The following is a 25550-nucleotide window of genomic DNA, read 5'->3' as shown; positions in this document are numbered from 1 at the left end:
ATGTCAGCAATCGATCTGACGAACGTAACCAAAGCGTATGGGGAGGTTACAGCTGTTGAGAAGCTGAATCTCGTGGTAGAAGAAGGCGAAATCTACGGCTTCCTCGGTCCGAACGGCGCGGGCAAATCGACCACGATCAAGATGCTGCTGGATTTCGTCCGACCAACGGATGGAGAGGTGCAGGTGCTGGGTCTTGACTCCCAACACGAAATTCTCCAGATACGCCAACGGATCGGCGTACTTCCAGAGGGTTTCAGCGTATACAACCGACTTACCGGCCGCCAACATCTGAAATTCGCCATTGAGTCCAAAAAGGCGAATGACAATCCGGATCAACTCGCTGAGCGCGTTGGAATTCCTGACGCGATCGACCGCAAGGCTGGCGGCTACTCAAAGGGAATGGCCCAGCGGCTAGTGTTAGGAATGGCACTCGTCGGCGACCCAGATCTCCTGATTCTGGACGAACCATCGACAGGCCTCGACCCGGCGGGAGCACGTGAAATACGGAATATCATCCAGGAGGAGAACGACCGTGGCGCAACAGTATTTTTCTCAAGCCACATTCTCGGCCAAATCGAGCCGATCTGTGATCGAGTTGGTATCCTCCAAGAGAGAAAGCTGGTCGCAGAGGATTCTATCGAAGAGCTTCAGAGAGCAACAGGAGCGGAGGAAACGCTCGTAATAACAGTCGATAAGCTTCCGAATGACACATCAGAGTACCTGAACGATATCTCTGGCGTTTCATCGGTTTCGGTCGACGAGACCACTGTTCGAGTCTCGTGTACTTCTGGCTCGGAGACTACCATACTACGAGCGCTTGAAGAGAGCGATACCAAGGTGGTGAATTTCACGACAGAAGGCACCTCACTTGAAGACCTATTTATCGAGTATACCACCGGTAGGAGGCAAACCGAGTCGGAGACACCGATGACCACGGGATCAGATACGGAGGTCGAACGATGAGCCTCATAGTTGTCGCAAAGAAGGAATTCAGCGATTCGGTACGATCGAACGTCTTGATTGGGCTGGTAGTGTTGTTTGTGCTATTCGCAGGAGGATTTACGTACCTTTTCGCTCAGGTTCCGGGAATACTCGGGAGTGAGAGTACGACAGCCTCAACACCCGCTCTGATAACTGCCATGGGAACCGCAGCGGGCCTTCTCGTCCCATTGATAGGCTTGATCGTCGGGTACAAATCGATCGTTGGTGAACGCGCAAGCGGGAGTCTCGATCTCTTGCTCAACTTACCACATACGCGGCGAGACATCGTGCTCGGTAAGTTGATAGGGCGAACCGCCGTGGTTGTCGTCGCTGTTCTTGTGGGATTCGCAGCTGCTGGAGGCATCGGACTCGTGTTCTATGATGGGTTCGCCGTTGATGCGTTCGTGCTTTTCACACTTGTCACAATCTTGGTTGGATTCGTATTCATGGCAATAGCGCTCGCGTTCTCGTCAGCGGTGCGTTCGACCACACTTGCGTTGGCTGGGGCAATCGGTCTATTCGTTCTGTTTCGGTTTGTCTGGGGAATCGCTTTGCAGATCCTGTGGGCTGCATCTCATGGCTTCGATATCGATTTCGGGGCTACCATGACCGATGTCCCTGCGTGGTTCAGGTTTTTATCCGCGATTAATCCAATTACAGCCTATGACAACGCAGCGAGGGCTGTTATTGGCCCGTTACCGGCAAGCCCCCTGTTTGCCCAGAGCAATGCAATCTACTCCCAGAACTGGTTCAGCTTTGTCGTACTCGCGTTCTGGCTTCTGATCCCGCTCACCCTCGGCTATCTCCGATTCAACTCGGCTGATCTGTAATGCGAAACTCTGCAATATTACCACCGTAGCGGCCCACGCCCTATGGAAAACTGTCCTTCCATATTCGCATACCACCGTTCATGACCAATAGAGATGCTCCACTGCTGGTTCCGGACTTCTTCGCTGAACAAATCAAGGAATTGTGCAGTCTCCACGATCATGTCACCCATGTAATTGCTGACCTTGAGATTCCAGCAGAGACGTTTTCCGACAAGTACCCCCATCCCAGCAAGGCAGACTTCGAATTCGAATCAGTCGTTCTGATGTTTCTCTACCAGTATGTCCATGGATTCGACCAAAGTGAGTTGTACCGCCGATTAGCGGGCACTGCTTACGTCCACATCCGTTTCGACCTGCCTCGACCACCAACGCAGCAAGCCATCAGTTACATCTGGCGCAATCGACTCTCACTCGCGGATCGTCGCACGATCAAGGCTACCGCACGGGCGATACGAGAAATCGCCACCGAGCACGGCATCGTCTCCAGTAGCGAACCACGTCTCCACCCTGATGAGGTAGATGCGGCTGAGATCACCGACGACCACATCATGGACGCCGTCGAGGCGGCACGCGACCGCGGTCTCAACGAATTTGACAGCAAACGGGCAAGCAACGCTACGTTCGAGGATCTAGTCTTTTTCGAGCGGCAGGGCTATCTGAACCTCGCTGACCGAGGCACGACAACGTGCTCGAAGGGATCAACCAAGCGGTTCGAACGCATTAGCAATCGAGAGAAAACACCCCATGGTGATACCCACCTTCGGACGATGAAGAAGGTCGCTGCTCCTTCCGAACAGACCACGCTGAACGATTATGAGGACAGTCAGCGGCCAACGGATTGGGGACGTATCCGCGACGAGGTACTCAACCCATTCCACCGAGGTGTCGAAACGATCCTCGAAGAGGTTAGAAAGAACAATGGCATCCGTGAACCGGTCATCGCTGCCATCGATATAACGCCGTGGACGGTCTTCACTTCGCCCTACAAGAATGACGAAGACATAGCGCGAGACGACGAGCCAGTGGTGGTGAACGGAGAAGAGCGATTCCCGCGAGAGGAGTACCCAGAGATGATACACGGGCTAACTGAGAAGCACAAACACGGGTACGAGATGGCGACAATCACTATCATTGGAGAAGATACGCCGATTGTTCTCGGGGTCGAACCAGTGCGTCGGGAATCCAGCTGGGAAACGGGGGAAGTCGGAGATACGTCGCAGGCACGTCTCGTTGACCGACTGTTGGAACAGGCTGAGCAACACGTTGACATCCACAAACTATTCTGTGATCGTGGATTCGACACGAACGGCGTTCGGGACATTATCAACCGCCACGATACGACCTATCTTATCCCGAAGCGAAGGTACAAATCTGAGATAGAAGACATTGATAAATTAGAACACGAGTCGATTACTGGAGCTGGCGTCGTGCGGAACATACCACATGGGCACGATGGCTGTGTGCATTTGGGGAGCATCATGTATGTACCATCAACGGTGGAAGAGGAAGCGTATGCGGTGTTCACGACTAACCGCGATGTTCCGGTGGAGCAAGTGAAGGGATTTGTTGACCAGTACGATCAGCGCTGGCAAATCGAAAACGAATACAAAACGATCAAGAAATATTTTCTGCCAACAGTGGGATCGATGGACTATCGAATTCGATTCCTGTACTTCGTGATCGGCGTTGTGATGTACAACGTGTGGCGGCTGACGAATCTCCTATTTCGTAAGGCTGTAGACGTGCATCTCGGAGAGCGACCGCCGATCCCGGCCGGAGAGTTCATTGAGATCCTCGCATTCTGCATTGTCCCCGGTGATTAATGCGAGCTACTCTGTTTTTGTGCTCATTGCGTTTCAATAGCTGCGGGACGCGCCTATCAGCCCCATTCTCGGCGGCTCACGCCGGTTGACAACTAGGCCTGCATTGACCAGGGAGTCACATTCGGCTTAATCGAGTCTCTTGCCGAAGAGGACGGTCCCCATCCGTCGGTTTTATTTGTAGAATCAGTCATCCTCCGAAGTTCTGGAAGATGAGACTACAGCAGGTACAGAGGGCCTACAATGCACGAAATCAAGGAGATAGTGCGACCGGATTGACTCTGAAGCGGGACTGAGCGTTCGATTCGTGTTGATAATCGGTCATAATCCTATTTGAGAGGCACACTGGCGAGAGCGGTGGCTCAGAGCCCGGCTTTCGACCGAGCTACAGAGCGCTATCCAATTCCAGTTCGCTTCTGCAACAGCGTGAGCGTATTCTGCGCTGTCACAATCGGAGAGCGTCCATATCCGTCGGTGAGAGCAACCTGTACGAGGAGATCGACGGCCCGCCAGATCGAGTACAGCAGACAGGCGAAGGCGAAATAGAAGAATCGGAGCCCGAAGCTCTTCGACGTCGTTGCCGCCATGAACCGCTTGATACTCTTGTAGCCGCTCTCAATCTCCCAGCGATACGAATACTCGCGAACTGCCCCGGCTGGGGCGTTCGTCAGGAACACCGCGTACTGGCCGTAGTCATCTCGATCCGAGTTTGGATTACGTTTGTAGACGAACGTGGTCTCGTGCCACTCGTTCTTCCCGAGGTGGAGCTTCCGGTCGGCAGTGTAGTAGTCCTGACCGCGCCTGAGGAGCCGTTTCGCTTGAGCCTTCTCACTCGTGTACATTCGCTTGGGAACCACGTAGGTCAGTCCTCGCTGGGAGACGGATTCGAGTAGATGCTGGCTATCGAACTCTCGATCCATCAGCACGCCGTCGATGTGGAGCAGACTCTGAGCACTATCGAGGAGATCTTCAACGATCTCTTGACGAGTCTCACCCCTCCTAACCGGCCGAGCGTCCAGCACTAATGGAACAGCGTTTCCGACCAGCTGAACTGTCGCCCACTGGTAGGCGTACTCGTCGGTGTTCTCCTTTGTCCCGATGATTTCGTCCTCGTAGTCCTCTCTATCACCAGTAAACGGGTCCTCCTCGGTGATGTCGATAGCGACTAGACCAGCCCGATGAAACACATCGGTCTCATCCAGTCGATCGACTACCCGCTTCACCGCCTCTCGATACATTTCACGAATCTCACCGATGGAAAGCTCGCGTAGGTGCGCTCGATGATTGTGCCCGAGGGGTGTCCGCTGTCGATTGGATTCGTAGAGAAAACTGCGTGCGCCTTCATTCGCTGCGAGGTTCTCGTGCATCCCGAGGTAGGTCTGTAGCTCCCAGAATGCGTTCTGGTGAATCTCACAGCCCTCGCCGCGATCCAACCCGAAGGCTGGATGAACGATCTCGCTCACCTGCCCTGTGATCTCCTCAACCCGAGCGAGTATCTCCTGTTGAGTAGGGGCTACCTCATTGGATTGCTCTCGTCGAGACGACCGCTCGGGCGGCTGGCGGGGAACAGGGACGTCGGCCCTGTCTGCCTGAATGAGAATGCTCCTTGCCGCTGTTTGGATAGTCTCTCTGAGCGCGGGTTCGAAACGCTGGTGCCATGTTCGCCAGAGCGTCGACTGGTCGGGCACGCTCTCGAAGCCGAGGTGTTTTCGAACCGACGAGCATTTGTCAAGGTACTCGACGAGTGCGCTCTCGTGCTCCCAGCCGTGGAGTTCTTTCAGCAGAAATGCCCGAACTAACTGCTCCATTCCGTAGCGGGTCTTCCCTGTATAGTGGTCGTGAGCTTCGAACTCGGCATATTCCAATGGGAGACAGCACACGAAATTTTCGACCGACTCGTGAGCATCGTGTTCGAACCAGACCCTCGCAACGGTTCGGACATCCTCTTCGAGTCCACCAAGCGAGCTTCTGTCGTACAGTGGTGTCGAATCATAGGCAGGCCACTGGTAGCATGAAGTCGTGGCGATCTCTCGGAAAACCTTGCGTCGAGAGAGGTGGGTTGGTAGCATTCTCTCTCTCACTCTCTGCTGTTCTTAGAGGATGCCATAGAGGGGTTAGCATGATCTCAGCTGTTAGGTGAGAGACCTGCTATCGCCACTATTCAGAAGCGGAGAACTTGGGTTCTTCTTAGGTGTCATTTCTCGGAATGTCACTGAGGCGTGTGAAGAGTCCTATAACACCCTCACAGGAAGTCAACAGTAGACCGAAGTACAGCTTTAAAACGAGCTACCTTATCATCGGGTTAGCCCAGAATGCGAATCAAGACCTGAACTCCATAGATACCAAATGCAGTCATCGAGCAAATCCGTAACAATCCCGCAAATCTACGACCCGACGGGACCAATTCAGCTACACCCATAAACACAAATCCAGCACCAACCAAGGCAAATCCTATAGAGAAGTCCGAAATTCCACTCAGAACAATTCCGAGGACAAACAGTCCCCATCCTACAGTTAGCCAATTCAGTGACCGGCCACTTGGTTCAGCAAATATGTCGTCCCTCACGCTCTGTATAACGCTCATACCACGTTAGCAGGATAACCTCTCACTTTATTCTGTGGGCCGAGAATGTCATAGAATTAGTCACACACTTCTGCAGCGATCTAGGGAACGGCGTCTGAGAAGCGACGAAATCAGCCAGTGTTCATAGAGATCCCACGAGTTGGTCTATGCATTGAGAGCACCAGTCTCAACTTCTGCGCGCCATTGGAAGTTGAGACTACAGCGGCTATAGAGGGGCTACGATGCGTTATTTGGGAAGAATAGCCGATTCCGATCACTGCCAAATCAGCCTTAGCCACCAATTCGTGTTAGAAATCTGGTTCGAATGTCGTCTGAGCGGTGCACTGGATAGAGCTGTCGCTCAGGCTCGCTGCTTCCGGCCCAACATCAGGCTCTATCCGACTCCGGTTCGCTTCTGCAACAGCGTGAGCGTGTTCTGGGCCGTCACTATCGGTGAGTGCTCGTATTCCTTCGTGAGATCAACCTGAACGAGCAGATCGACTGCTCGCCAAATCGAATACAGCAAGCACGCGAATGCGAAGTAGAAGAACCGGAGTATGAAGTCCTTTGAGGTAGTCGCAGCCATGAACCGCTTGATGCTCTTGTAGCCACTCTCGATTTCCCAGCGATAGCTGTATTCACGGACGGCACCGGCTGGGGCGTTCGTCAGGAACACCGCGTACTGGCCGTAGTCATCTCGATCCGAGTTTGGATTACGTTTGTAGACGAACGTGGTCTCGTGCCACTCGTTCTTGCCGAGGTGGAGCTTCCGATCGGCGGCATAGTAGTCTTGACCGCGCTGGAGGAGGCGCTTCGCTTGAGTTTTCTCGCTTGTGTACATCCGCTTGGGAACCACGTATGTCAACTCCCAGTGGGAGATGGATTCTAAGAGGTGTTGACTATCGAACTCGCGATCCATCAGCACTCCATCGACGTGAACGAGCTCCGTCGCACTGTCAAGTAGATCCTCGACGATCTCTTGCCGAGTGTCTCCTTTCCGGATTGGCCGAGCATCTAAGACCAATGGAACCGCGTTCCCGACCAACTGGACGGTCGCCCACTGGTAAGCGTACTCGGTATTCTTCTCTTTTGTCCCGATGATCTCGTCTTCGTGGCCCTCTCGATCACCAGTGAACGAGCCCTCCTCGGTGATGTCGATAGCGACCAACCCAGCCCGATGAAATACATCTGTCTCACCCAGGCGGTCGATGATTCGCCCTACTGCCTCCCGGTACATCTCGCGAATCTTGCTGATGGAGAGGTCACGTAGGCGCGCTCGATGGTTATGCCCAAGCGGTGTTCGCTCTCGATTAGACTCGTAGGGAAAGCTGCGTGCGCCTTCGTTCGCTGCGAGGTTCTCATGAAGCCCAAGGTAGGTCTGGAGCTCCCAGAACGCATTCTGGTGGATCTCACACCCCTCGCCGCGATTCAAAGAGAATGCAGGGTGAACGATCTCGCTCACCTGTTCTGCAATCTCTTCAGCACGACCGAGTATTTCCTGCTGAGTAGGTGCTTCGTTGTTGCATTGGTTCTGTGGAGACGACCGCTCCGGCGGTTCACGGGGAACAGGAACGCCCTCCCTGTCCGCCTGTATGAGGATAGTCCGCGCCGCCGTTGCTATCGTCTCTCTAAGTGGTGGCGCGAATCGTCGGTGCCACGTTCGCCACAGCGTCGACTGGTCAGGCACACTCTCGAAGTCGAGATGCTTGCAAAACTGCGGCTGTTGGTGGAGATACTCGACGAGCGCGCTTTCGTGCTCCCAGCCGTGGAGTTCTTTCAGCAGAAAGGCCCGGACCAGTTGCTCCATTCCGTAGTGACTCGTCCCCGTATAGCGGTCGTGAGCGTCGAACTGGACGTACGCCAGCGGGAGGTAGCACACGAAATCCTCGACCGACTCGTGAGCATCCTGCTCGAACCAAATGCTTGCGACGGTTCGGACATCTTCTTCGAGCCCGCCGAGCGAACTCCTGTCGTATAGTGGCGTTGCATTATACGCAGGCCAATCTCGATATGACGTCGTAGCGATCTCCCGAAACACTTCACGCTGGGATAGTGAGACTGTGGTATTCTCTCTTCGCTCCCCCATTGAGAAAAACCATTCTTGACCGACAGTTAGTCCTCTGTTTGCATGCGGTTCATTCGTATGCTGCCCGCGCCGAAGGCACCTATGAGGAGGGAGCCATCAAATATTGAACAAAAACTTTTTGTATTTATGATTACATCGGAACATAGGACTGACCGATGACCGTTTTATCCTGCTTCTAGGCTGACTATCACTTCGTTCAACTGAGGTGTACCAGCTACGGCTTCTGCTGTATCATTCGTTAATCAAGCAATCACCCGAAAACATGTCACGACCAACGTTTATCAATTGCGACCGCCTCGACCTCAAGCCCGCCGAAGAGGAAGATATCGGATTCCTCCAAGAAGGAGTGAACCATCCGCAAGTACGTCGGTATATCAGCGTATTCAGAACACCATACAACGAAGAGCGCTACCGGGACGAGTTATGGTCGAGGGGGAACGATGACCCATCGCTACTCGCCATCCCAAACGAAGGCGAATTTGAAGGTGAACCAGTCGGAACAGTATCACTATCTCCCGTTATCAAAGATGATGGGTACGCGAATTTCGGCGTCTGGTTCCATCCAAATGCGTGGGGGAATGGATACGCTCTCGAAGCCAGCGCATATCTCATTGAGTACGGATTCCGAGACCTCCGATTGCACCGCATCTCTGCGACCACAATGGCGTCCAATGAGGCATCCAAGACGCTCTGCGAACGTCTCGGTTTCGTCCACGAGGGGACTGCCCGTGAAACGCAGTTCGCCGATGGAAAGTACGTCAATGTCGAGCGGTATGGCCTCCTGATCGACGAGTGGAACGAACCTGAGAAGATACTGAATAAATGACTACAATATAATGGGTGCAACCGAGAACGATTTACCGAGGGTGGATAACCTCACAGGCCTCCCCGGTGTCGATGTGTAGTCGGTCGCTCTCGTCAGTCCACGAGTCGGCGTGCTGGTGGAGTGATCGAGAGGAGAAGAATCGACCCTCGGTGACAACCTCGAACGCATCTTCGGTGATTCGGATAACGTGGTCGTCGGAATCGGTATCAGGGAAGTGGTAGGTGATTCCGGGGTCGTTCGGCCGCCTGCAGGTTTCGCCACCGTTGCGGTAGGCCCACGCCCGAAATTCGTCGTCAGAGAGGGTCATATGAGAGGGGAGCAGCGGACGATTCAGATGAGTGGAAGATGTAGGTAGGTGTATGGACGAGAAAACGGTGGAAGAACTGTCTGAGAAGGCAGAGCGGATCATCGAGGAGGGCGAATGCCTCGAACCGCCGGAAGAACGCAAGAAAGAGACGTAGCGTTACTCAGTTTGTGCAACAAGGCGTTTACACAAGCGGATGTCTTGCAGGAGAATGCTACAACCTCTCGTTTCTCTTTTCAATATACAGGAGTATGCCGAATGCTCCCGAAAAGAGTGTTATGAGCGCCCACTGTTCTGGGTTTTCCAGACGTTCACCACACGCCGAGGAACCCAAGGAGAGTCGCAATGAGTAGCCCGCTCGCCCCGAGGACGAGCAAACCAACGACAGGACCAGCGACATCGTACTCTTCGGGACTTTTCGTGATGACTTCGTAGATTCCGATAACAACCATTCCAGCCGCAGCGACCATCGCGATCTGTTGTGCGAGGGCGCTGGTCCCAGCCCTGATCGCAGGCAAATTGGTGAGCAGAATCACGGCTCCGTAGACGATGATCGAGCCGGTATACAGATACAGCGTCGGGATACCAGCAATCCGGTTACTCACGACGCTCGCCACACCCTGATGCGTCGGCCGAGAACATCACCAAGCAGTTCAAAGACGAACAGCAGTGGTACGCCGACCAACAGGACGGTCCAGACGGGCGACCGCTGGGCGAGACTCGCCCCAATAAACATGAGTACAGTGGCGAACGCGGCGTTGAACACATGATTTCGGAACGGGCGTCCACAGACGTCCATACTATTCTACTTTCTGCGCTGGAGTATATATCCCGGTGGTGATATGATGAGCGCCGCACGACCACGCTGGCCACTGCTGGAGAGCTCGTCTCCTTCATTCTGCTGTCGAGATGTCTTCGAGCGCCGACGCGATCCGCTCGACAGCGAGAACGAGCCGGAAAAAGAAGTACACCATCCAGACGAACACGACGATCAACACACCCGCGAGCAACTGGCCAGCGATTAGGACCGAGTACAGCAGGACGACGACGCTCAGAAACGTCAAAACGGGTTGGATGACTGATCTCCTCCGAGAGTGGGTAGCCATACACTATTCTCCTGCTAGGGGTGCTATTGAAATCATCGGCCACTGTCGTACCGACGCATGGAATCTATCCCTCAGAACGAACGCCTCGACAGGCTTCGAGAGCTATATCCGGTGGGCGGGAGAGGCAAAATCCATGCAGAGCGAGGCAGTTCGCGACCTCAAGTGGATGGTTCTCGGTGCGGCGTTCATGACCACCGGCAGTACGTTCTACGTCGCCTCATCACCCGTTCCGGAGTTGTTCCGAACACTTGCTTTCCCGCTACTCATCGTCGGCCTGGTCGTACTCGTCGCCGGCTTTCTCGGTGAAGCCCCGAGCGGGTGGCTTCGATAATCAAGGAGTGGCTACAGTCGATCGAAGTCGATGTCGATTGCGTACCAGTTGAGGACGAGCACCAATAGACCACTAGCGAGCGCCAGTCCGGCGAACACACCGATCGTTTCGGGTGTCCACGCTACTGTCTCGTTGCCAGAGAGTTCTGCAATCGGTGCGCGGAGTGCCCCGATTACCAGTGCAACGAGAAACGCTAGCGTGGCTTCCCGATAGCTATCGAGCAATCGGCGAATCACACGAGCAACGGTAAACAGCCCAACCAACCCACCAGTCAGAAACACGACTACCTCACGACCGGGAGTCAAAACAGCCTCGAAACCACCAACATCGACGACGTCGGAACGGCAAACCAGTACGAGCACCCCGCCTCAACAATCACCTCGACCACCGGGAGCAAACAGCCCTGTCTGCAGTCGCCGGGAGCGGGCGGCTGTTCCCAGACGATTCTCTGTCGCTCACGTGATGTATGGTATAAACGGGCTAGCTGGTGGCTGTCTGCCGTGTTTCTAAGGCTATTGTCGCAAACACCATTAGTAACACAGTAAGGAGGCCAATACTGACTACCACGTCATATATGTGGAGGCATTCCCTGTGAGGAGGACATGAAGAGAATCTAGACTGACCAGAGCTAAGCAGAGAGAACTCAAAAGAAGTGAGATGCTCATTTTCCGTTGACTAAACCAATTAGCCCATTCCATGACAAAGCCTGTCCGTTTATCGCACTTGTATCTTCGTTTAGTCATGCTGATATTCTGGTGGTGAACTTATGCACAGTTGACTCGTAGATGAGATGTATTGTGAGTGACCAAGACGACGTTCAGGGCCAGTTCCTAGGATTGCCCTATGACTGGCGTCGGCCAACAGTAGAGCGTTTCAAGCGTCGATGGTGAAATCCGGATGATGAGCGTATTCGGACTCCAAAATCATTCGGTTGGGGATATGCGCTAAATCTCTACGAAGTGGGTCGTCGCTTGCGGCTTATTGACTGATTCATCTCGCCAGAGAGAGGGCTCTTGGCTTATGCTTACTCAGGTCTCAGCTCTGGTACCCTGCTACTTCCTCCAAAAGTAGGCTAGTGCGCCGTTAATGGTGCCTCCGAAGAGTCCGAAAAAGAGTGCCATCCAGATGGGTTGGTTTCCAAGGGTAGCTTCCATAATTGTCCAGACTGTTGCAAAGAGCGCACCCATCACAATGCTGTACTGAGCGTGGGACAACTGGTCTACCCAGCGCTCTAATTTCGCATATTGACTGATCAGCTGGGTGTTAGCCATGCTTGACACTTTCCTGTGGCTCCGTATTAATTCTGGCTGAGCATTACACTGGTCGCTAGTTGCCCCGCGATTTAATTGGGTGTACGCGTTTCGCTTGCCTGACTTTCAGGTGTTCGTAGCTTACTACGCTCGGTGGACTTTCAGGTATCGTGCGGTGTGTCTTTCAAGCAGTAGTTGAGGACAAAGATTAATAGCCCGTTGTAGTGAGTGATACGAGAGATGAATCGAAATATCCTCCTCAGTCTTGGAGCAAAGTATACCGTCTTGTATGCCGGGCTCACCGTCCTGTTGGTGTATTTTGGTGGGCAGTTGATCGGCTACGCATTCGGACTCGCTGCACTTCTCATGTTGCTTGGCGCGCTTGTTATTACACCACTATTGTTTGGTACATCGGACGCTGCTCTCGATACGGTTGAAGCAGGCGGTGTTAGTGGGTTTCAGAACATCACCAATCCCTCCCAGTACCAACCGGATGGATTTGCTCTCCCTGGGAAAATTCAACTTGGGTTTTACCTGATCGGGGTCGCCGTATACAGCATAATAGGCTTAGTAATAGTCCTGTGAATTGTGCATTTACACTGCCCCGTAGGAAGACACTAGGCTACCTACAAGGGACGTAGAATGTGAAAATCTACATAACCAGTGCTTGATGAGACCCCACGAGTTGTCCTATGCATTGAGAGCGTTAGTCTCAACTTCCACTATGGGTTGGAAGATGAGACTACAGCAGGTATAGGCCAGCTGTGATGCACGATATCAGAGGAATAGTGGACTGAGATTACCACCAAATCAAGGTCTGTGATCGGATTCGTGCTGAGAATATGAAGAAAGAAACGGCTGAGAGACATGCTGAATAAAGCCGTCGCTCGGGGCTGCGGCTTTCGACCCGACTACTGGGTGACTACCCAACGCCTGTCCGCTTCTGCAACAGCGTGAGCGTGTTCTGCGCCGTCACTATTGGTGAGTTCTCATACTCGTCGGTCAGAGCTACCTGGACAAGGAGGTCGACCGCTCGCCAGATCGAGTATAGCAGGCAGGCAAACGCGAAGTAGAAGAATCGTAGCACGAAATTCTTCGAGGTGGTCGCAGCCATGAAGCGCTTAATCGATTTGTACCCGCTCTCGATCTCCCAGCGATACGAATACTCGCGAACTGCCCCGGCTGGAGCATTGGTCAAGAACACTGCATACTGTCTGTAATCCGTTCGGTTTGAGTTTGGGTTGCGCTTGTAGACGAACTTGGTTTCGTGCCACTCGTTCTTGCCGAGGTGAAGCCTCCGGTCAGCAGTGTAGTAGTCTTGACCACGCCTGAGCAATCGCTTTGCCTGCGCTTTTTCGCTAGTATACATCCGCTTTGGAGCGACGTACGTCAACCCCCGCTGGGAGATCGATTCGAGTAAGTGCTGACTGTCAAACTCTCGATCCATCAGCACTCCATCGACGTGGAGCAGGCTCTGAGCGCTATCGAGTAGGTCTTCAACGATCTCCTTCCGAGTCTCGCCCTTCTTGATCGGCCGGGCGTCCAATACCAACGGAACTGCGTTCCCGACCAACTGCACGGTCGCCCACTGATAGGCATACTCGGTGCTCTTCTCTTTCGTCCCGATAATCTCGTCTTCGTACCCCTCGCGATCGCCAGTGAACGGGTCTCCTTCGGTGATGTCGATAGCGACCAGCCCGGCGCGATGAAACACATCCGTCTCACCGAGTCGATCAAGGATTCGCCCGATAGCCTCTCGGTACATCTCGCGAATTTCACCGATAGAGAGGTCGCGTAGGTGTGCTCGATGATTGTGTCCCAGTGGTGTCCGCTCTCGATTGGATTCGTAGAGAAAGCTCCGTGCGCCCTCGTTAGCCGCGAGGCTCTCGTGCAGACCGAGGTAAGTCTGGAGCTCCCAGAACGCATTCTGATGTATCTTAGAGCCCTCACCACGATTCAACGAGAACGCTGGGTGAACAATTTCGCTCACCTGCTCTGCAATGTCTTCAGCACGATCGAGTATCTCCTGCTGAGTAGGTGCTTCACCGTTGGATGCTCTCTTGGAGACGACCGTTCCGGTGGCTGGCGGGGTAAAGGAACGTTAGCCTTGTCCACTTGTCTCAAAATAGTACTCCTCACTGTTTTGAGCGTTTCTCTGAGCTCGGGTGCAAAACGTCGATGCCACGTTCGCCACAGGGTCGACCGATAAGGTGTGATCTCGAAGCCAGGGTGCTTTCGAACCGACGAACGTTGGTCGAGGTATTCGACGAGCGCGCTTTCGTGCTCCCAGCCGTGGCGTTCTTTCAACAGAAAATTCCGGTACGATGGTCTCGTACGCCGATGACCAGGAACGTAGCCGGAGGGCGTGTGTCTACCGGCCACCGCGTCGACACCGAGAACGTCGTCAGTATCGAACTACTCGTTCCGGTCGGCGACGGTCTCGGCGAAGTGACATCGTGATTCCGCCCGCCCGACGACGGTCGGCTCCGGGGCGTTCGCCGCACACTCCGGTTCGGCCATCGGACACCGGGTGTGAAACGCACAACCACGGGGCGGATCGACGGCACTGGGAACGTCGCCGTCGAGCGAGAAGTCGTCGGCTATCGGCGGGGCTGCCGCGACCAGCGCCGCCGTGTAGGGGTGACTCGGTCGGTCGAACAGCGTCGCCGTGGGCCCACGCTCCACGACGCGGCCGAGATACATGACGAGAACCCGGTCTGCGAGCGTTCGGATCACGTTCAAGTCGTGCGAAACGACCACGTACGTAAGGCCGTGTTGTCGCTGGATACTACATAGTAGATCCAACAATCGCGCCCGACTGGATAGGTCCAAACCGACCGTCGGCTCGTCCAGTATCACCACTCGCGGCGCTAACACGATCGCACGGGCGATGGCGACACGCTGGAGCTGGCCGCCGGAGAGCTCTTGGGGATACCGGGCGGCGTACGCAGCGGGAAGACCAACCTGTTGTAATAGCTCTTCGAGCCGCTCGTCGCGTTCGTCCGGCGTCCATCCGTTCTCGGCGAGCGGTTCGGTGACCACCTCGCGGACGGTTCGGTGGGGATTGATGCTCCCCTCGGGATGTTGAAAGACGACCCCGACGTCGGCGAGCTGTTCACCGGATCGCTCGTCGACGGTCCCGACGGACTCCCCGTCGAACCGGACGTCGCCCGTCGTGGGCGTCGACAAGCCCGCGAGGATATCCACGACCGTCGACTTGCCGCTGCCGCTCTCCCCGACGATGCCGAGCGTCTCCCCGGCGTGGACGGAGAGATCGACCCCGTCGACGGCTTTAATCCGTCGAGTGTCGCCATGAAGCCGACCGAGTATCGAATCGTCGAGGTCGAACACCTTCTGGAGGTTCCGTGCCTCGACGACCGGGTCGTTGCCAGTTGTGGTCGCCGTGCGAGCACCGCTCCGATCCCCGCCAGTCTCCCAAGAGGGGACAGTCTGCTCCGCGAGGCCCGCACCGTCGGCGCGGACCGAGGGCGGTCGAGTGTAATTCCAGGTCGCGTCGATATCCGTGTATCGAACCCAGTGTTCGGTGGTACTCGGGGTTCGAGCCGACCTCGGTGATCCACTCGTCTCTCCGAGGCGATGTGAGAGGAGTTCGTCTGTGTAGGGGTGTTTCGGGCCACCGAGGACGTCGGCCGTCGGTCCCGCTTCGAGCGTCGTTCCATCGTACATGACGACCGTCCGGTCGCAGAGTTCCTCGACGACGCCGACGTCGTGGGTGACGAGCAGGAGTCCGGTGTTCGTCTCGGCCACCACCGTCCGAAGCAGGTCAAGGATGCGCGCCTGCGTCGTCGTGTCCAAGCCGGTCGTCGGCTCGTCGACGATCAGCAGCGTTGGCTCGCCCGCGAGCGCGATCGCGAGCAGCACGCGCTGGCGCATCCCGCCGGAGAGTTCGTGAGGGTACGCCTCGACCCGGTCGTTCGGGTCGGAAACGCCGACTCGTCGGAGCAGTTCGACGGCCTGCTCCCGGTAACGGTGCTGGTTCGAGCGGTTCGTGAACGGCGGTATCCCGAGGAACTCGGGAAGCGACTGGCTATCGGGGTCGTCGCGGACGCGGAGCGACTCGGCTATCTGGTCCCCGACGTCAAAGGCGGGATCGAGAGCGCCCATCGGATCCTGGGGGACCATCGCGATCTCCGTCCCCCGATAGTGCCGATGGGTCGCCTCGGATACCGTCGTCAGATCCCGTCCGTCGTAGTCGATACGGCCGGCAGTGATCCGACCGGGCGATTGCAGGCCGAGGATCGACCGAGCGGTGACGGACTTTCCGGACCCACTCTCCCCGACGAGACCGACGATCTGGCCGGCTTCGACGTCGAACGAGGCATCGTCGACCGCGTCGACTGGCCCGTCCGAACCGTCGAACCGGACCTGCAACCCCGAGACGGAGAGGTGACTCATCGGTTCTCCGCCCGCTGGATCCGCGTTTGTTGGTGTGGGTCGAGCCGGTCGCGCAAGCCGTCACCGAGCAGATTGAACCCAAGAACGGTGAGAACGATCGCCCCACCGGGTGCGTTGACGAGCCACCACGCACTTCGGAGGTACTCCCGGCCCTCACTGAGCATCGTCCCCCACTCGGCCGTCGGCGGCTGTGCCCCAAGCCCGACGAACGAGAGTCCAGCGCTGGCGACGATGACGGTCCCGAGGTTGAGCGTCGCGAGAACAAGTACCGGATCGAGGACGCTCGGGAGAAGATGCCGCCGGAACACTCGACGACGTGGAGTGGCGACGAGCCGTGCGGCGTCGACGTACCGCCGATGTTTGACCGAGAGCACGGTTCCGCGAACCACACGCGCGTAGGTCCCCCAGCCGACGGCGGCGAGGGCGATCGTGACGTTCCGGAGGCTCGGTCCCAGAACCCCGGCGACGACGAGCGCGAGCACGAACCCCGGAAACGCAAGTTGGAGGTCGACGAGCCGCATCAATCCTTCGTCGACCCGGCCCCCGGCATATCCGGCGACCGATCCGACGGCCGTTCCGACACCGAGTCGGATCGTGGTTACCGCAACGGCAATGCCGAGCGACACGCGCGCGCCGTAGACGAGTCTGGTCAGTACGTCACGACCGAACTGGTCGGTTCCAAGTGGATGAGCCACCGATGGCGGCTGGAGGTGGGCCGAGACGTGCTGCTCGGCGGGCCCGTACGGGGTGAGGAGCGGGCCAAAAACGGCACTGGCTCCGAGCAGGAGGACGACCGTTCCGCCAGCGTACAAAAGCGGGTTCCGCCGGACGCGCTTCGAGAGGCGACCGGCGGCCCGTCTCGTTCGTCGCCCGACCGCACGGGAGCGCGCGAGCGCCGTCACGGGTTCACGCTCCGGGATCCGATACGCGGGTCGAGATGGCGATACGTGAGGTCGACGAGGAAGTTGAGGACGACGAAGCAGACACTGATGAGGAGGATGACACCCTGGACCACGGGATAATCGCGTGCGGAGACGGCGTCAACGAGCAGCGTACCGAGTCCCGGACGTTGAAAGACGATCTCGACGACGACCGCCCCACTCAGGAGATAACCGAACTGCAGCCCGACCACGGTGACCACGGGGACGAGCGCGTTCCGCAGCGCGTGTTTGTAGACGACGATGCGCTCGTCGAGGCCCTTCGAGCGAGCCATGTCGATCGAGGGGCGACCGAGTTCTTCGAGCGTCGCCGTCCGAACGAAACGCGTGATGATCGCGGTGAGGCCGGTCCCGAGAGTGAGCGCGGGCAACACGAGATATGAGACCCCACCCGTTCCGGCGACCGGGAACAGCCCCAGCTGCAACGAAAAGACGATGATGAGGACGTAGCCGAACCAGAAGTTCGGCATCGCGACGCCGACCAGCGCCCCGAACCGGCTCGCGAAATCGATCCACTCGCCGCGATGGACCGCACTCAGGACGCCCGCCGGGATCGACACCACCAGCGCGACGGCCATCGCCGCGACCGCGAGCACGACCGTCGGGAGGGCGTGACCGACGAGGAGGCTCGACACCGCCCGGTCGCTGTAGTACGACGTGCCGAGATCACCGTGAATCACCCCGAGGAGCCACCGGCCGTACTGGAGCACGAACGGGTCGTCCAGCCCGTGCTGGCTTCGGAACGCGGCGACGACGTGGTGTGGCGGGACCTGCCCGAGACGCTGGCGGAGGATCGTCGTCGCCGGGTCGCCCGGTGTGAGAGCCACCAGCGCGAACGTGAGGACCGAGACACCGAAGACGACCGCGAGCGTCGTCGTCGCTCTGTAGAAGAGATAGTTCCTGGCTACCACGAAGTTGCCACCTCGTCGAACCTCTCGGGCGGCGGGTCACACGGCCGGAGCGACCCTGTCGAGACAGCGACGGCGAACGGGCTGGGACGCCGACGGACGTGAGTAGGGGTGGGCATCGAAACGGGATCCGGTGGCCATCTTTATCAAATCCACGCTTTGATTTAGCAACACTTATTATCTCTATTCATATTTTTGTTATTCGTGGCGCACACGACCGAACGGCGGACGCTGTTGAAAGGGGTCGCAGCCGGCGGACTGACTTGCCTCGCGGGCTGTCTCGGGGGTGGGGGAGAAACGTCAGGCGGCGGATCGGACCCGTTTCGGTTCAGCGTCCCGTTCTTCCCGGCGACGCTCGACCCCGTGGACACCGGCTGGCGACTGCGACAGATCGGGATCCTCGAAACCCTGTTCGAGGTGAACCGGGACGCGGCGATCGAACCACGGCTGATCGAGGAATATTCGCGGTCCGACGACGACCGGACGTGGACCCTCACGTTGCGAGAGGGCGTGACGCTCCACGGTGGCGACAACCTCACGGCGGACGACGTCGTCTTCTCGTTGCAGCGAGCGTTCGAGACGGATCGGTCGCGTCTGTCGGGACTTCCGGTCGAGCGGGTCGAGGCGGTCGACGACGAAACCGTCTCGATAGCGACGACCGAGCCGCTGGCGTCGTTGCCGGGTCAGCTCTCACGTCCGTACGCCGGGATCCTCGGTCGGGATTCGGCGGCCGACGACGGGACGATCGACACACCGATCGCCACGGGTCCGTTCGCGTTCGACTCGTGGGACCCGGATTCGGAGCTCAGAGTGACTCGGAACGAGTCGTACTACGGGACCGCTCCCACGATCGAACGGGCGGTCTACGAGCAGGTCCAAGACCCACAGACGAGAGGGCTGAAACTCCAGAACGGCGAACTCGACCTCGCGGCCAATCTGCCGAACTCGACGGCATCGAACGTCCGAAGCGCCACGGACCGACGGCTACGCCTGAACAGAACCACTGCCAACCGTATCGTCGTGTTCAACACCTCTCGGGGACCGCTGTCCGACCGCCGAGTGAGACAGGCGGCACTGTACGCAGCCAATCAGGAGGGGATCGTGAATTCGGTTCTCGACGGGATCGGTAGCCCCGCGTACACACCATGGGACCCCGATGTCGTCGACTGGACGAACGACGACGTGAAGACATACCGACACGACCCCGAACGTGCGGCATCGCTGCTCGAGGACGCGGGATGGACACTGAACGACGGCGTTCGCCGGCGGGACGGAAAGCCCCTCGCACTCACGATCTGGGCGTATACCGACCGTCCGAGCCTGCCCGATATCGCGACGGCGCTCCAGTCCCAGCTCGGGAACGTCGGGTTCGACATCGACGTGCGCGTGACGGAGTGGGGCGCGCTCGACGCGGCGAAACAGCAGGGAAACTTCGATATGTTCGTCGGCTACTGGACGTTCTACGGCAGTCCACCCGACCCCGACGTGCTCTCGAACTACTATCACTCGACGGAGAACGTGCTGGATAGTCCCTACAAGAACCAACGGGTCGACGAGCTGTTGAGCGAGGGCCGGAAAACGTTCGACCGCTCGAAGCGGGCGACGATCTACGACAGGATACAGCGAATCGTGATGAAGGACGTTCCCCTCGGCTTCCTCACACGCCAGACGAACGTCAACGCCGTCCGGTCGTCGTTCGAGAGCTACGACCCGAACCCGATCACCTTCGATATCGGTCTCGAACGGATCCGCGACGGCGGCGACTGACGCGCCGACCTATTGAGGATTTCGCGCAATCACTTGCGTAAAACAATTGGATCCGAAGGCGGCGCTACCGAGTAGCTTTCTCAGAAAGATCAGTTCTGACAAGTCCGATTCAGTGTGCTGCGTGAGTGTGTTCCTGAAGACCGCCAACGTCGTCGAATTCGTCGTCACACAGACCACAGACGTTGTGGTGAAGTGCGACGTGCTGGTCAAGTGCCGCTGCGGCTCCGAACTCTTCATCGCATCGCGAGCAGGTGTGTGCCATTACGATATTAACTCAAAGCCTACGGCATAAAAAGTGTTACTAATAATCAGGTGCACAGGTTAGTATATGTTATTAAACCTGCTCGGTTCGGTGTTATCCTGGTTGGTAATGTATAGTCGATCGAACCCAAGCGAATGACTATCACTCTACTTCACATGATATAGTATCGGCCCTACCGACCCTATTGGAGCACTACCCCTGTCAATAGTCAAGAGTCTACCCACAGAGAGCAGGAATTTGAGAACCAACAGAATCAGTGATCAGAGACATCCCACGAGTTATTCTATGCATCGAGAACTCCAGTCTCAACTTCCGGACAAGTGTCCCCAAAGCAAAGATTCCGCGTTTGGATCCCTGAAAACCGACTGATTTCTGACAAGTGCATTTGGGCGACTTAGACTACAGTCAACGTGGTTACCGATATTCCGAAGTCATCCAACATGGAACGTAGAATTCGATGTCGTCGATCAGGCTGATAACCATTCATCAACGGTTGGTTAGTCGATCCTCCCAGCATCAATTGCGGCCAATAGAAGCCGACCGACCCAGCGACCGTTACGCCCTGTTCTTTGGCGAACGACCGGGCGTCTCCATCTTCGGTTAGCAGCTGTCTGTCGTGTGCGTCCGCCTCAGCGAACGCCTATGCTTCGCCGGGATCGAGAGGGTCATCGTCTATCACTTCCGGTTTGCGACCGTCTCGGAGATCGTCGCCACCGGTATCTCTTCTCGGAGCGGTTCAAGTACTGATCGGGGAGACGGATGCCTATCGGCGCCGGCACGAAGTTCCTTGCTCACGACTGGAACCGTACAGATACCCAAAAAATTCTGCAACCACACACAGTTGGTCGATGTAGGCAAACCTCGAGAGAACAGTCGTATTGAGGACGTTTGGATGAGCTGGAATATCGCTACGGGTCATTTCATATGCGACCCTTCATCTTCCATCAACTCAGACTTCTGCTGCAGCTTTAGTCTCGTGTATCGCATCCTCATCGTCTACAAGCCCAAGTCGGAGTTCAACGCCGTGCTCCCCGACAATGTTTTGCAACGCCTATCGATCGACAGCAGCTTTGCGACATCAAAGACACCACCCGCGAATTAGCATGGGCTAAAAAGATAATTAGATCGTAGCAACTATAATGCTCGTCAACAATTCTCAGCTGAGTATGAACGACAAATATCGTTCGAACGGTCGTATCAACCTCTCACGCCGCCAAGCTATTACCGCAAGTGCAGGCGTCCTCGCCACTGGCCTCGCTGGTTGTACGAGCAGCGGTGGTGATGGAAGTGGAGGAGGAAACGGAAGTCGTGGAACCGACGGCGGAGGCTCTTCTGGCGGGGGGAGTGAGAACGGAAGCAGTTCGTCGAGTGCCCAGTCCAGTGGAAGCGGCGATGGACCGCGGGTTGTCGCATCGTTTTTCAGCTTCTACGATTTCGCTCGGAATATCGCGGACGGGACGCCCATCGAAGTGGCGAACCTCGTTCCGACCGGACTACACGGCCACGGCTGGGAGCCGAACGCGTCGATCACCCAGGACATCATCGAGTCGGACGGGTTCATCCACGTCGGAGAGAACTTCCAGCCGTGGGCGGACCGCGCTATCCAGACGCTACGAGACGACAACGAGGACACACAGTTGATCAACGCCCGCCAGGGGGTCGATCTAGTCCCGCTCGCGGAGAGCCTCGATCCAGAAGAGGAGGGCGTGGGTCAAGGACGGGGGCAGGATCCTCACTTCTGGCTTGACCCACAGCGGGCGAAACGGTCCGTCGACAACATCGCTGAGGGACTCGTCGAACTCGCGCCCAACCAGGAGGCGACCCTTATGGAGAACGCCTCTACCTACAAATCGGATGTGTTGGATCCGATCGATCAGGAACTCACCCAGGTGTTCGAGGACCCCCCACGGCGGGTCGTCCAACTTGCCGCGCACAACGCCTTCCAATATATCGCTGAGGCCTACAACGTCGAGATGACGCCGCTGGTCACGAACCTCGCGGCGAGCGGCGACGTCAAACCCACAGACATCACCGAGGCCAAACAGGTGATCAGTGAGAACGATATCCGGTATATCGGTGCGGCGGTCTTCGAGACGCTCCGGCCCGCCCAACAACTGATCGCCGAAACCGAGGCCGAGGCGTATTTCCCAGTGACTCCCTACGCCGGCGTTCGCGAGGCGTGGGTCGAACAGAACTGGGGCTACGAGGAGGTCGCCTACAACATCAACATCCCGACGTTCAACACTGTCATCGGCAACGTCGAACCCGCACAGGCCGGGCCCGACGGGTGGGCCCAACGGTGGAGGAACTTCGAGTGAGCGAGTCAGCGACGTCGAGCGCGAACGACACCCGAGAGCCGGTGATCGACCTCTCGGACGTGCGATTCGGCTACACGACGACGCCCGTCGTCGGGGATATCTCGCTTCGGATCGACCCCGGGGAGTACGTCGCGATCGTCGGGCCGAACGGCTCGGGCAAGTCGACGCTGATGAAGCTCATGCTCGGTCTCCTGCAACCGGATTCGGGGACTGCGCAACTGTTCGGTGAACCCTCCCATCGCTTCGACGATGGCGAACGACTCGGCTACGTCGCCCAGCACGCGAGCGCCTCGAAGGAGATGCCGATCACGGTCCGCGAAGTGGTCAAAATGGGGCGCTTTCCCCACGTCGGGTTCGGGCGGCTGTCGAGTGAGGACTGGGCGATCGTTGACCGGGCGCTCGATACCGTCGGGATGAGCGCGTTCGCCGACCGACGGGTGACACAGCTCTCCGGCGGTCAACGCCAGCGGGCCTTCATTGCTCGCGCGCTCGCCAGCGAAGCGAACGTGCTGGTACTCGATGAACCGACCGTCGGCGTCGACATCGAGTCGGTCGAGGCGTTCTACGAACTCCTCGATGCGCTCAACGACGACGGTATCACGATACTCATCATTGAACACGACCTCGGCGCAGTCACCGAACATGCAGAACGTGTCGTCTGTCTCAACAAAGAAGTCTACTTCGACGGTCCGACAGCCGAGTTCACCGACAGTGATGCGCTCGCACAGGCCTTCGGCGTGACGGCGAGCACCGTCGATGCCGGGGGAAGCCAATGACCGGATCGTTCGACGTTCTGCTACAGTCCAGCCCGCTCGATACGGTGCTCGCCCCGCTGTACTGGCTCCTTGAGATCTGGTCGGGCGCCATGTACTGGCTCTACGAACTCACCGGGATCGAGTTCCTCCAGTACGCGTTCATGCACCGAGCGATACTGGTCGGGCTTTGCGTTGGCGTAATGGCCCCGCTGATCGGGACCTTTCTCGTCCATCGACAGCTCGCACTCATCGGTGACGCGCTCGCCCACACGGCCTTCGCCGGCGTCGCTGTTGGCCTGTTCCTCAACGCGGTCCTCAACCTCGGTGTCTCGCCGTATCTCACCGCAATCGTGGTCGCGATGGTCGCGGCGCTCCTCATCGAGTTGATATCGGAAGCGACGGACGCCTACAACGACGTTTCGATGGCGATCGTTCTCTCAACGGGCTTTGCGCTCGGGACGGTGTTGATCAGCATCAATGCCGGTGGTCTCGCCGTCGGGGTCAATCAGTATCTCTTCGGGAACCTCTCGACGGTGTCGGCGGAGAATGCCGCGCTGTTGCTCGTGCTCTTCGGCGTCATCGTGGCGACGGTTGCACTGACCCGGAATCAGTTGCTCTACGTGACGTTCGACGAGACGGCGGCGGCGGTCTCCGGGCTCTCGGTGAGCTGGTACAATCGGGTGATGGTGATGCTGACGGCGCTCGTCGTCGTCGGTGCGATGCAGATCATGGGCGTGATCCTCGTCGCGGCGATGCTCGTCGTGCCCGTCGCCGGTGCGGCCCAGTTCTCCCGGAGTTTCACCCAGTCGCTCCTCGCATCGGTCGTTCTCGCGGAGCTGGCCGTCCTCATCGGTATCGCCGTCTCATACTACGGTGAGGCGACGGCCGGTGGGGTAATCGTGCTCGTTGCAGTCGCCATCTACGTCGTCAACGTCGCAATCGGCAAGCTACAATCCGCAGCGGGAGACACTACGACCCCCGAACTCGAGAGTATCACGACCGAAGAGACGCAGACGTCGTCGGATTAGTCGAAGATCGACGCACCGAGGAATTATTCGTCGTCTCGGTAATGTGCTGGATGGTCACTTAGTAGCGGACGACTACGAATATCTTCTCGACGGGGGAACCACCATCCGAGGGAGCTGCGAGAACCACGGACGTCGATCGAGACGCACGCTCGAGAGGGAAGCATTGGTGCGGCAGTGGACTTTGGTTCTCTGCTGTTTGCAAGGCGCGTTTTCTGTTGAAGATGTCATGAGTGTGGTAGAGTGGGTGACCGCTATCTCGAGGTCGAATCCGTCGTGCGTCGTCTAATCGCCGCATGAAGCGGGCGAGTCCCGCCGCTGGTCGGCGGGATTCACCCGATGCTCTGCCCGTACCATCTGTCTCGCCCATTCTTAAGGACACCCTGAAATGGGGAATGATGCCGGAGGACAAGATGTGATCGTGATACCATATCTATCTCTATAGAAGCGTTAAAAACTACCGGCATACTGCTCACGTTTTCGAGTATCCAAGAGGACACCAGTAATACAAAATAACTTTATCGTAATATTCACTACCCATGCCTATCTCCGTTTGGACATGTCCTCAACTACGGGTCGCGAAAATCAAACCGAGGCGTTCACTATTCGCCGATATGATCCCTCGGACGCCAACCGTGTGTGGGATATCCACAAACGTGCGATTCAGGCATCGCCTCTGGAGTTCGTATCAAACCCTCAGTTCGACGAGGACCTTCGAAACGTAACGGAGTTCTACCTTGACACGGGTGGTGAGTTTCTCGTCGGTTGCCTCGACGGGCGAGTTATAGCAACCGGTGGGATAGAACCGATCGACAGCAGGGCTGTCGAACTCCAGCGACTGCGCGTCCTTCCGGAGCATCAACAGAACGGGTATGGGACATCGTTACTCCATCGCTTAGAGCAGTCCGCGAGTGCGCAGGGTTTCGAGCGCATCCAGTTACATACTGATGACGTACTGACCGTCGCACAGCAGATATACGAAAGCCGAGGGTACGAGGAGACCAAACGCGAACCCCATCCGACAATTGATGGGCAAGTTATCTACTATCGAAAGAGCATCTAAC

At 57.1% G+C, this 25550-nt stretch carries 22 protein-coding genes and 2 pseudogenes; 11 read left to right on the top strand and 13 right to left on the bottom strand.

Features of this window, described 5'->3' with window-relative positions:
• The 3 genes from D3261_RS02150 to D3261_RS02140 all read left to right on the top strand — a co-directional run bounded on the left by D3261_RS02150 (nucleotide 1) and on the right by D3261_RS02140 (nucleotide 3634).
• The gene (locus D3261_RS02150) at nucleotides 1-963 is read left to right on the top strand and encodes an ABC transporter ATP-binding protein (RefSeq protein WP_120068340.1); all 963 of its coding nucleotides are present in this window, start codon (nucleotides 1-3) and stop codon (nucleotides 961-963) included.
• A complete protein-coding gene (locus D3261_RS02145; protein WP_120068337.1) occupies nucleotides 960-1811 on the top strand; it encodes an ABC transporter permease subunit in 852 nt (283 codons plus the stop codon). The genes D3261_RS02150 and D3261_RS02145 overlap by 4 nt, the downstream gene beginning before the upstream one ends.
• Before the next feature lie 80 nt (nucleotides 1812-1891).
• Nucleotides 1892-3634: a transposase gene (locus D3261_RS02140; RefSeq protein ID WP_120068334.1), complete on the top strand. Its 1743-nt coding sequence runs from the start codon at nucleotides 1892-1894 to the stop codon at nucleotides 3632-3634.
• Nucleotides 3635-4026: 392 nt separating this feature from the next.
• On the opposite strand, the gene D3261_RS02135 is transcribed toward D3261_RS02140, so the two are convergent.
• Nucleotides 4027-5700, bottom strand: coding sequence for a transposase (locus tag D3261_RS02135; RefSeq protein ID WP_120068331.1), 1674 nt, complete (start codon nucleotides 5698-5700; stop codon nucleotides 4027-4029).
• Nucleotides 5701-6588: 888 nt separating this feature from the next.
• The gene (locus D3261_RS02130) at nucleotides 6589-8280 is read right to left on the bottom strand and encodes a transposase (protein ID WP_199693881.1); all 1692 of its coding nucleotides are present in this window, start codon (nucleotides 8278-8280) and stop codon (nucleotides 6589-6591) included.
• A gap of 262 nt (nucleotides 8281-8542) precedes the next feature.
• On the opposite strand from D3261_RS02130, the gene D3261_RS02125 reads away from it, so the two are divergent.
• The gene (locus D3261_RS02125; protein ID WP_120068328.1) at nucleotides 8543-9106 is read left to right on the top strand and encodes a GNAT family N-acetyltransferase; all 564 of its coding nucleotides are present in this window, start codon (nucleotides 8543-8545) and stop codon (nucleotides 9104-9106) included.
• A gap of 31 nt (nucleotides 9107-9137) precedes the next feature.
• Here the strand turns inward: D3261_RS02125 and D3261_RS02120 are convergent, their stop codons facing one another.
• From D3261_RS02120 to D3261_RS02110, 4 genes are all read right to left on the bottom strand, one after another.
• Nucleotides 9138-9413 (bottom strand): hypothetical protein, encoded by a 276-nt coding sequence (locus D3261_RS02120; RefSeq protein ID WP_120068326.1) that lies wholly within the window; start codon nucleotides 9411-9413, stop codon nucleotides 9138-9140.
• Nucleotides 9414-9721: 308 nt separating this feature from the next.
• Nucleotides 9722-10027 (bottom strand): hypothetical protein, encoded by a 306-nt coding sequence (locus D3261_RS02115; protein ID WP_120068323.1) that lies wholly within the window; start codon nucleotides 10025-10027, stop codon nucleotides 9722-9724.
• Nucleotides 10012-10209: a hypothetical protein gene (locus D3261_RS19520; RefSeq protein WP_147464872.1), complete on the bottom strand. Its 198-nt coding sequence runs from the start codon at nucleotides 10207-10209 to the stop codon at nucleotides 10012-10014. The genes D3261_RS02115 and D3261_RS19520 overlap by 16 nt, the downstream gene beginning before the upstream one ends.
• Nucleotides 10210-10303: 94 nt before the next feature.
• Complete coding sequence (locus tag D3261_RS02110; RefSeq protein WP_233553822.1) at nucleotides 10304-10516, bottom strand: hypothetical protein; 213 nt, start codon at nucleotides 10514-10516, stop codon at nucleotides 10304-10306.
• A gap of 133 nt (nucleotides 10517-10649) precedes the next feature.
• On the opposite strand from D3261_RS02110, the gene D3261_RS02105 reads away from it, so the two are divergent.
• Nucleotides 10650-10847, top strand: a complete 198-nt coding sequence (locus D3261_RS02105; protein WP_120068320.1) for a hypothetical protein — start codon at nucleotides 10650-10652, stop codon at nucleotides 10845-10847.
• A gap of 11 nt (nucleotides 10848-10858) precedes the next feature.
• On the opposite strand, the gene D3261_RS02100 is transcribed toward D3261_RS02105, so the two are convergent.
• A complete protein-coding gene (locus tag D3261_RS02100; protein ID WP_233553821.1) occupies nucleotides 10859-11209 on the bottom strand; it encodes an undecaprenyl phosphate translocase family protein in 351 nt (116 codons plus the stop codon).
• 690 nt (nucleotides 11210-11899) lie between these two features.
• Nucleotides 11900-12118 (bottom strand): hypothetical protein, encoded by a 219-nt coding sequence (locus D3261_RS02090; protein ID WP_120068318.1) that lies wholly within the window; start codon nucleotides 12116-12118, stop codon nucleotides 11900-11902.
• Nucleotides 12119-12337: 219 nt separating this feature from the next.
• Between D3261_RS02090 and D3261_RS02085 the strand changes: the two genes are divergently transcribed.
• Nucleotides 12338-12682 carry a hypothetical protein gene (locus D3261_RS02085; protein ID WP_120068315.1) on the top strand — a complete coding sequence of 115 codons (345 nt, stop codon included), beginning with the start codon at nucleotides 12338-12340 and terminating at the stop codon, nucleotides 12680-12682.
• A 337-nt stretch (nucleotides 12683-13019) separates the two neighbouring features.
• Here the strand turns inward: D3261_RS02085 and D3261_RS02080 are convergent.
• The 4 genes and pseudogenes from D3261_RS02080 to nikB form a co-directional block, all read right to left on the bottom strand.
• Nucleotides 13020-14479 (bottom strand): annotated as a pseudogene (locus tag D3261_RS02080) (transposase).
• A gap of 33 nt (nucleotides 14480-14512) precedes the next feature.
• Nucleotides 14513-16513, bottom strand: a complete 2001-nt coding sequence (locus D3261_RS20565; protein WP_120068313.1) for an ABC transporter ATP-binding protein — start codon at nucleotides 16511-16513, stop codon at nucleotides 14513-14515.
• Nucleotides 16510-17415: a nickel transporter permease gene (gene nikC, locus D3261_RS02070; protein ID WP_120068311.1), complete on the bottom strand. Its 906-nt coding sequence runs from the start codon at nucleotides 17413-17415 to the stop codon at nucleotides 16510-16512. Before nikC ends, D3261_RS20565 begins: the two co-directional genes overlap by 4 nt.
• Entirely contained in the window at nucleotides 17412-18362 is a 951-nt protein-coding gene (gene nikB / locus D3261_RS02065; protein ID WP_120068308.1) for a nickel ABC transporter permease, read from the bottom strand. Before nikB ends, nikC begins: the two co-directional genes overlap by 4 nt.
• A gap of 201 nt (nucleotides 18363-18563) precedes the next feature.
• Between nikB and D3261_RS02060 the strand changes: the two genes are divergently transcribed.
• A complete protein-coding gene (locus D3261_RS02060) occupies nucleotides 18564-20126 on the top strand; it encodes an ABC transporter substrate-binding protein (RefSeq protein WP_158589323.1) in 1563 nt (520 codons plus the stop codon).
• Between the two features lie 676 nt (nucleotides 20127-20802).
• Here the strand turns inward: D3261_RS02060 and D3261_RS20990 are convergent.
• Nucleotides 20803-21307 (bottom strand): annotated as a pseudogene (locus D3261_RS20990) (twitching motility protein PilT).
• A gap of 247 nt (nucleotides 21308-21554) precedes the next feature.
• Here D3261_RS20990 and D3261_RS02050 point away from each other — a divergent pair.
• The 4 genes from D3261_RS02050 to D3261_RS20985 all read left to right on the top strand — a co-directional run bounded on the left by D3261_RS02050 (nucleotide 21555) and on the right by D3261_RS20985 (nucleotide 25549).
• Nucleotides 21555-22706: a metal ABC transporter substrate-binding protein gene (locus tag D3261_RS02050; RefSeq protein WP_120068755.1), complete on the top strand. Its 1152-nt coding sequence runs from the start codon at nucleotides 21555-21557 to the stop codon at nucleotides 22704-22706.
• A complete protein-coding gene (locus D3261_RS02045; RefSeq protein ID WP_233553820.1) occupies nucleotides 22703-23482 on the top strand; it encodes a metal ABC transporter ATP-binding protein in 780 nt (259 codons plus the stop codon). Before D3261_RS02050 ends, D3261_RS02045 begins: the two co-directional genes overlap by 4 nt.
• The gene (locus D3261_RS02040) at nucleotides 23479-24489 is read left to right on the top strand and encodes a metal ABC transporter permease (RefSeq protein ID WP_120068301.1); all 1011 of its coding nucleotides are present in this window, start codon (nucleotides 23479-23481) and stop codon (nucleotides 24487-24489) included. The genes D3261_RS02045 and D3261_RS02040 overlap by 4 nt, the downstream gene beginning before the upstream one ends.
• A gap of 556 nt (nucleotides 24490-25045) precedes the next feature.
• The gene (locus tag D3261_RS20985) at nucleotides 25046-25549 is read left to right on the top strand and encodes a GNAT family N-acetyltransferase (RefSeq protein ID WP_120068298.1); all 504 of its coding nucleotides are present in this window, start codon (nucleotides 25046-25048) and stop codon (nucleotides 25547-25549) included.
• Nucleotide 25550 lies beyond the last annotated feature (1 nt).

Source organism: Halococcus sp. IIIV-5B (assembly GCF_003602035.1).
In the GTDB taxonomy this organism is placed as follows: domain Archaea; phylum Halobacteriota; class Halobacteria; order Halobacteriales; family Halococcaceae; genus Halococcus; species Halococcus salsus.
The sequence above is the reverse complement of the archived record's forward strand: the minus strand, read 5'-3'. Positions and strand labels throughout refer to the sequence as shown.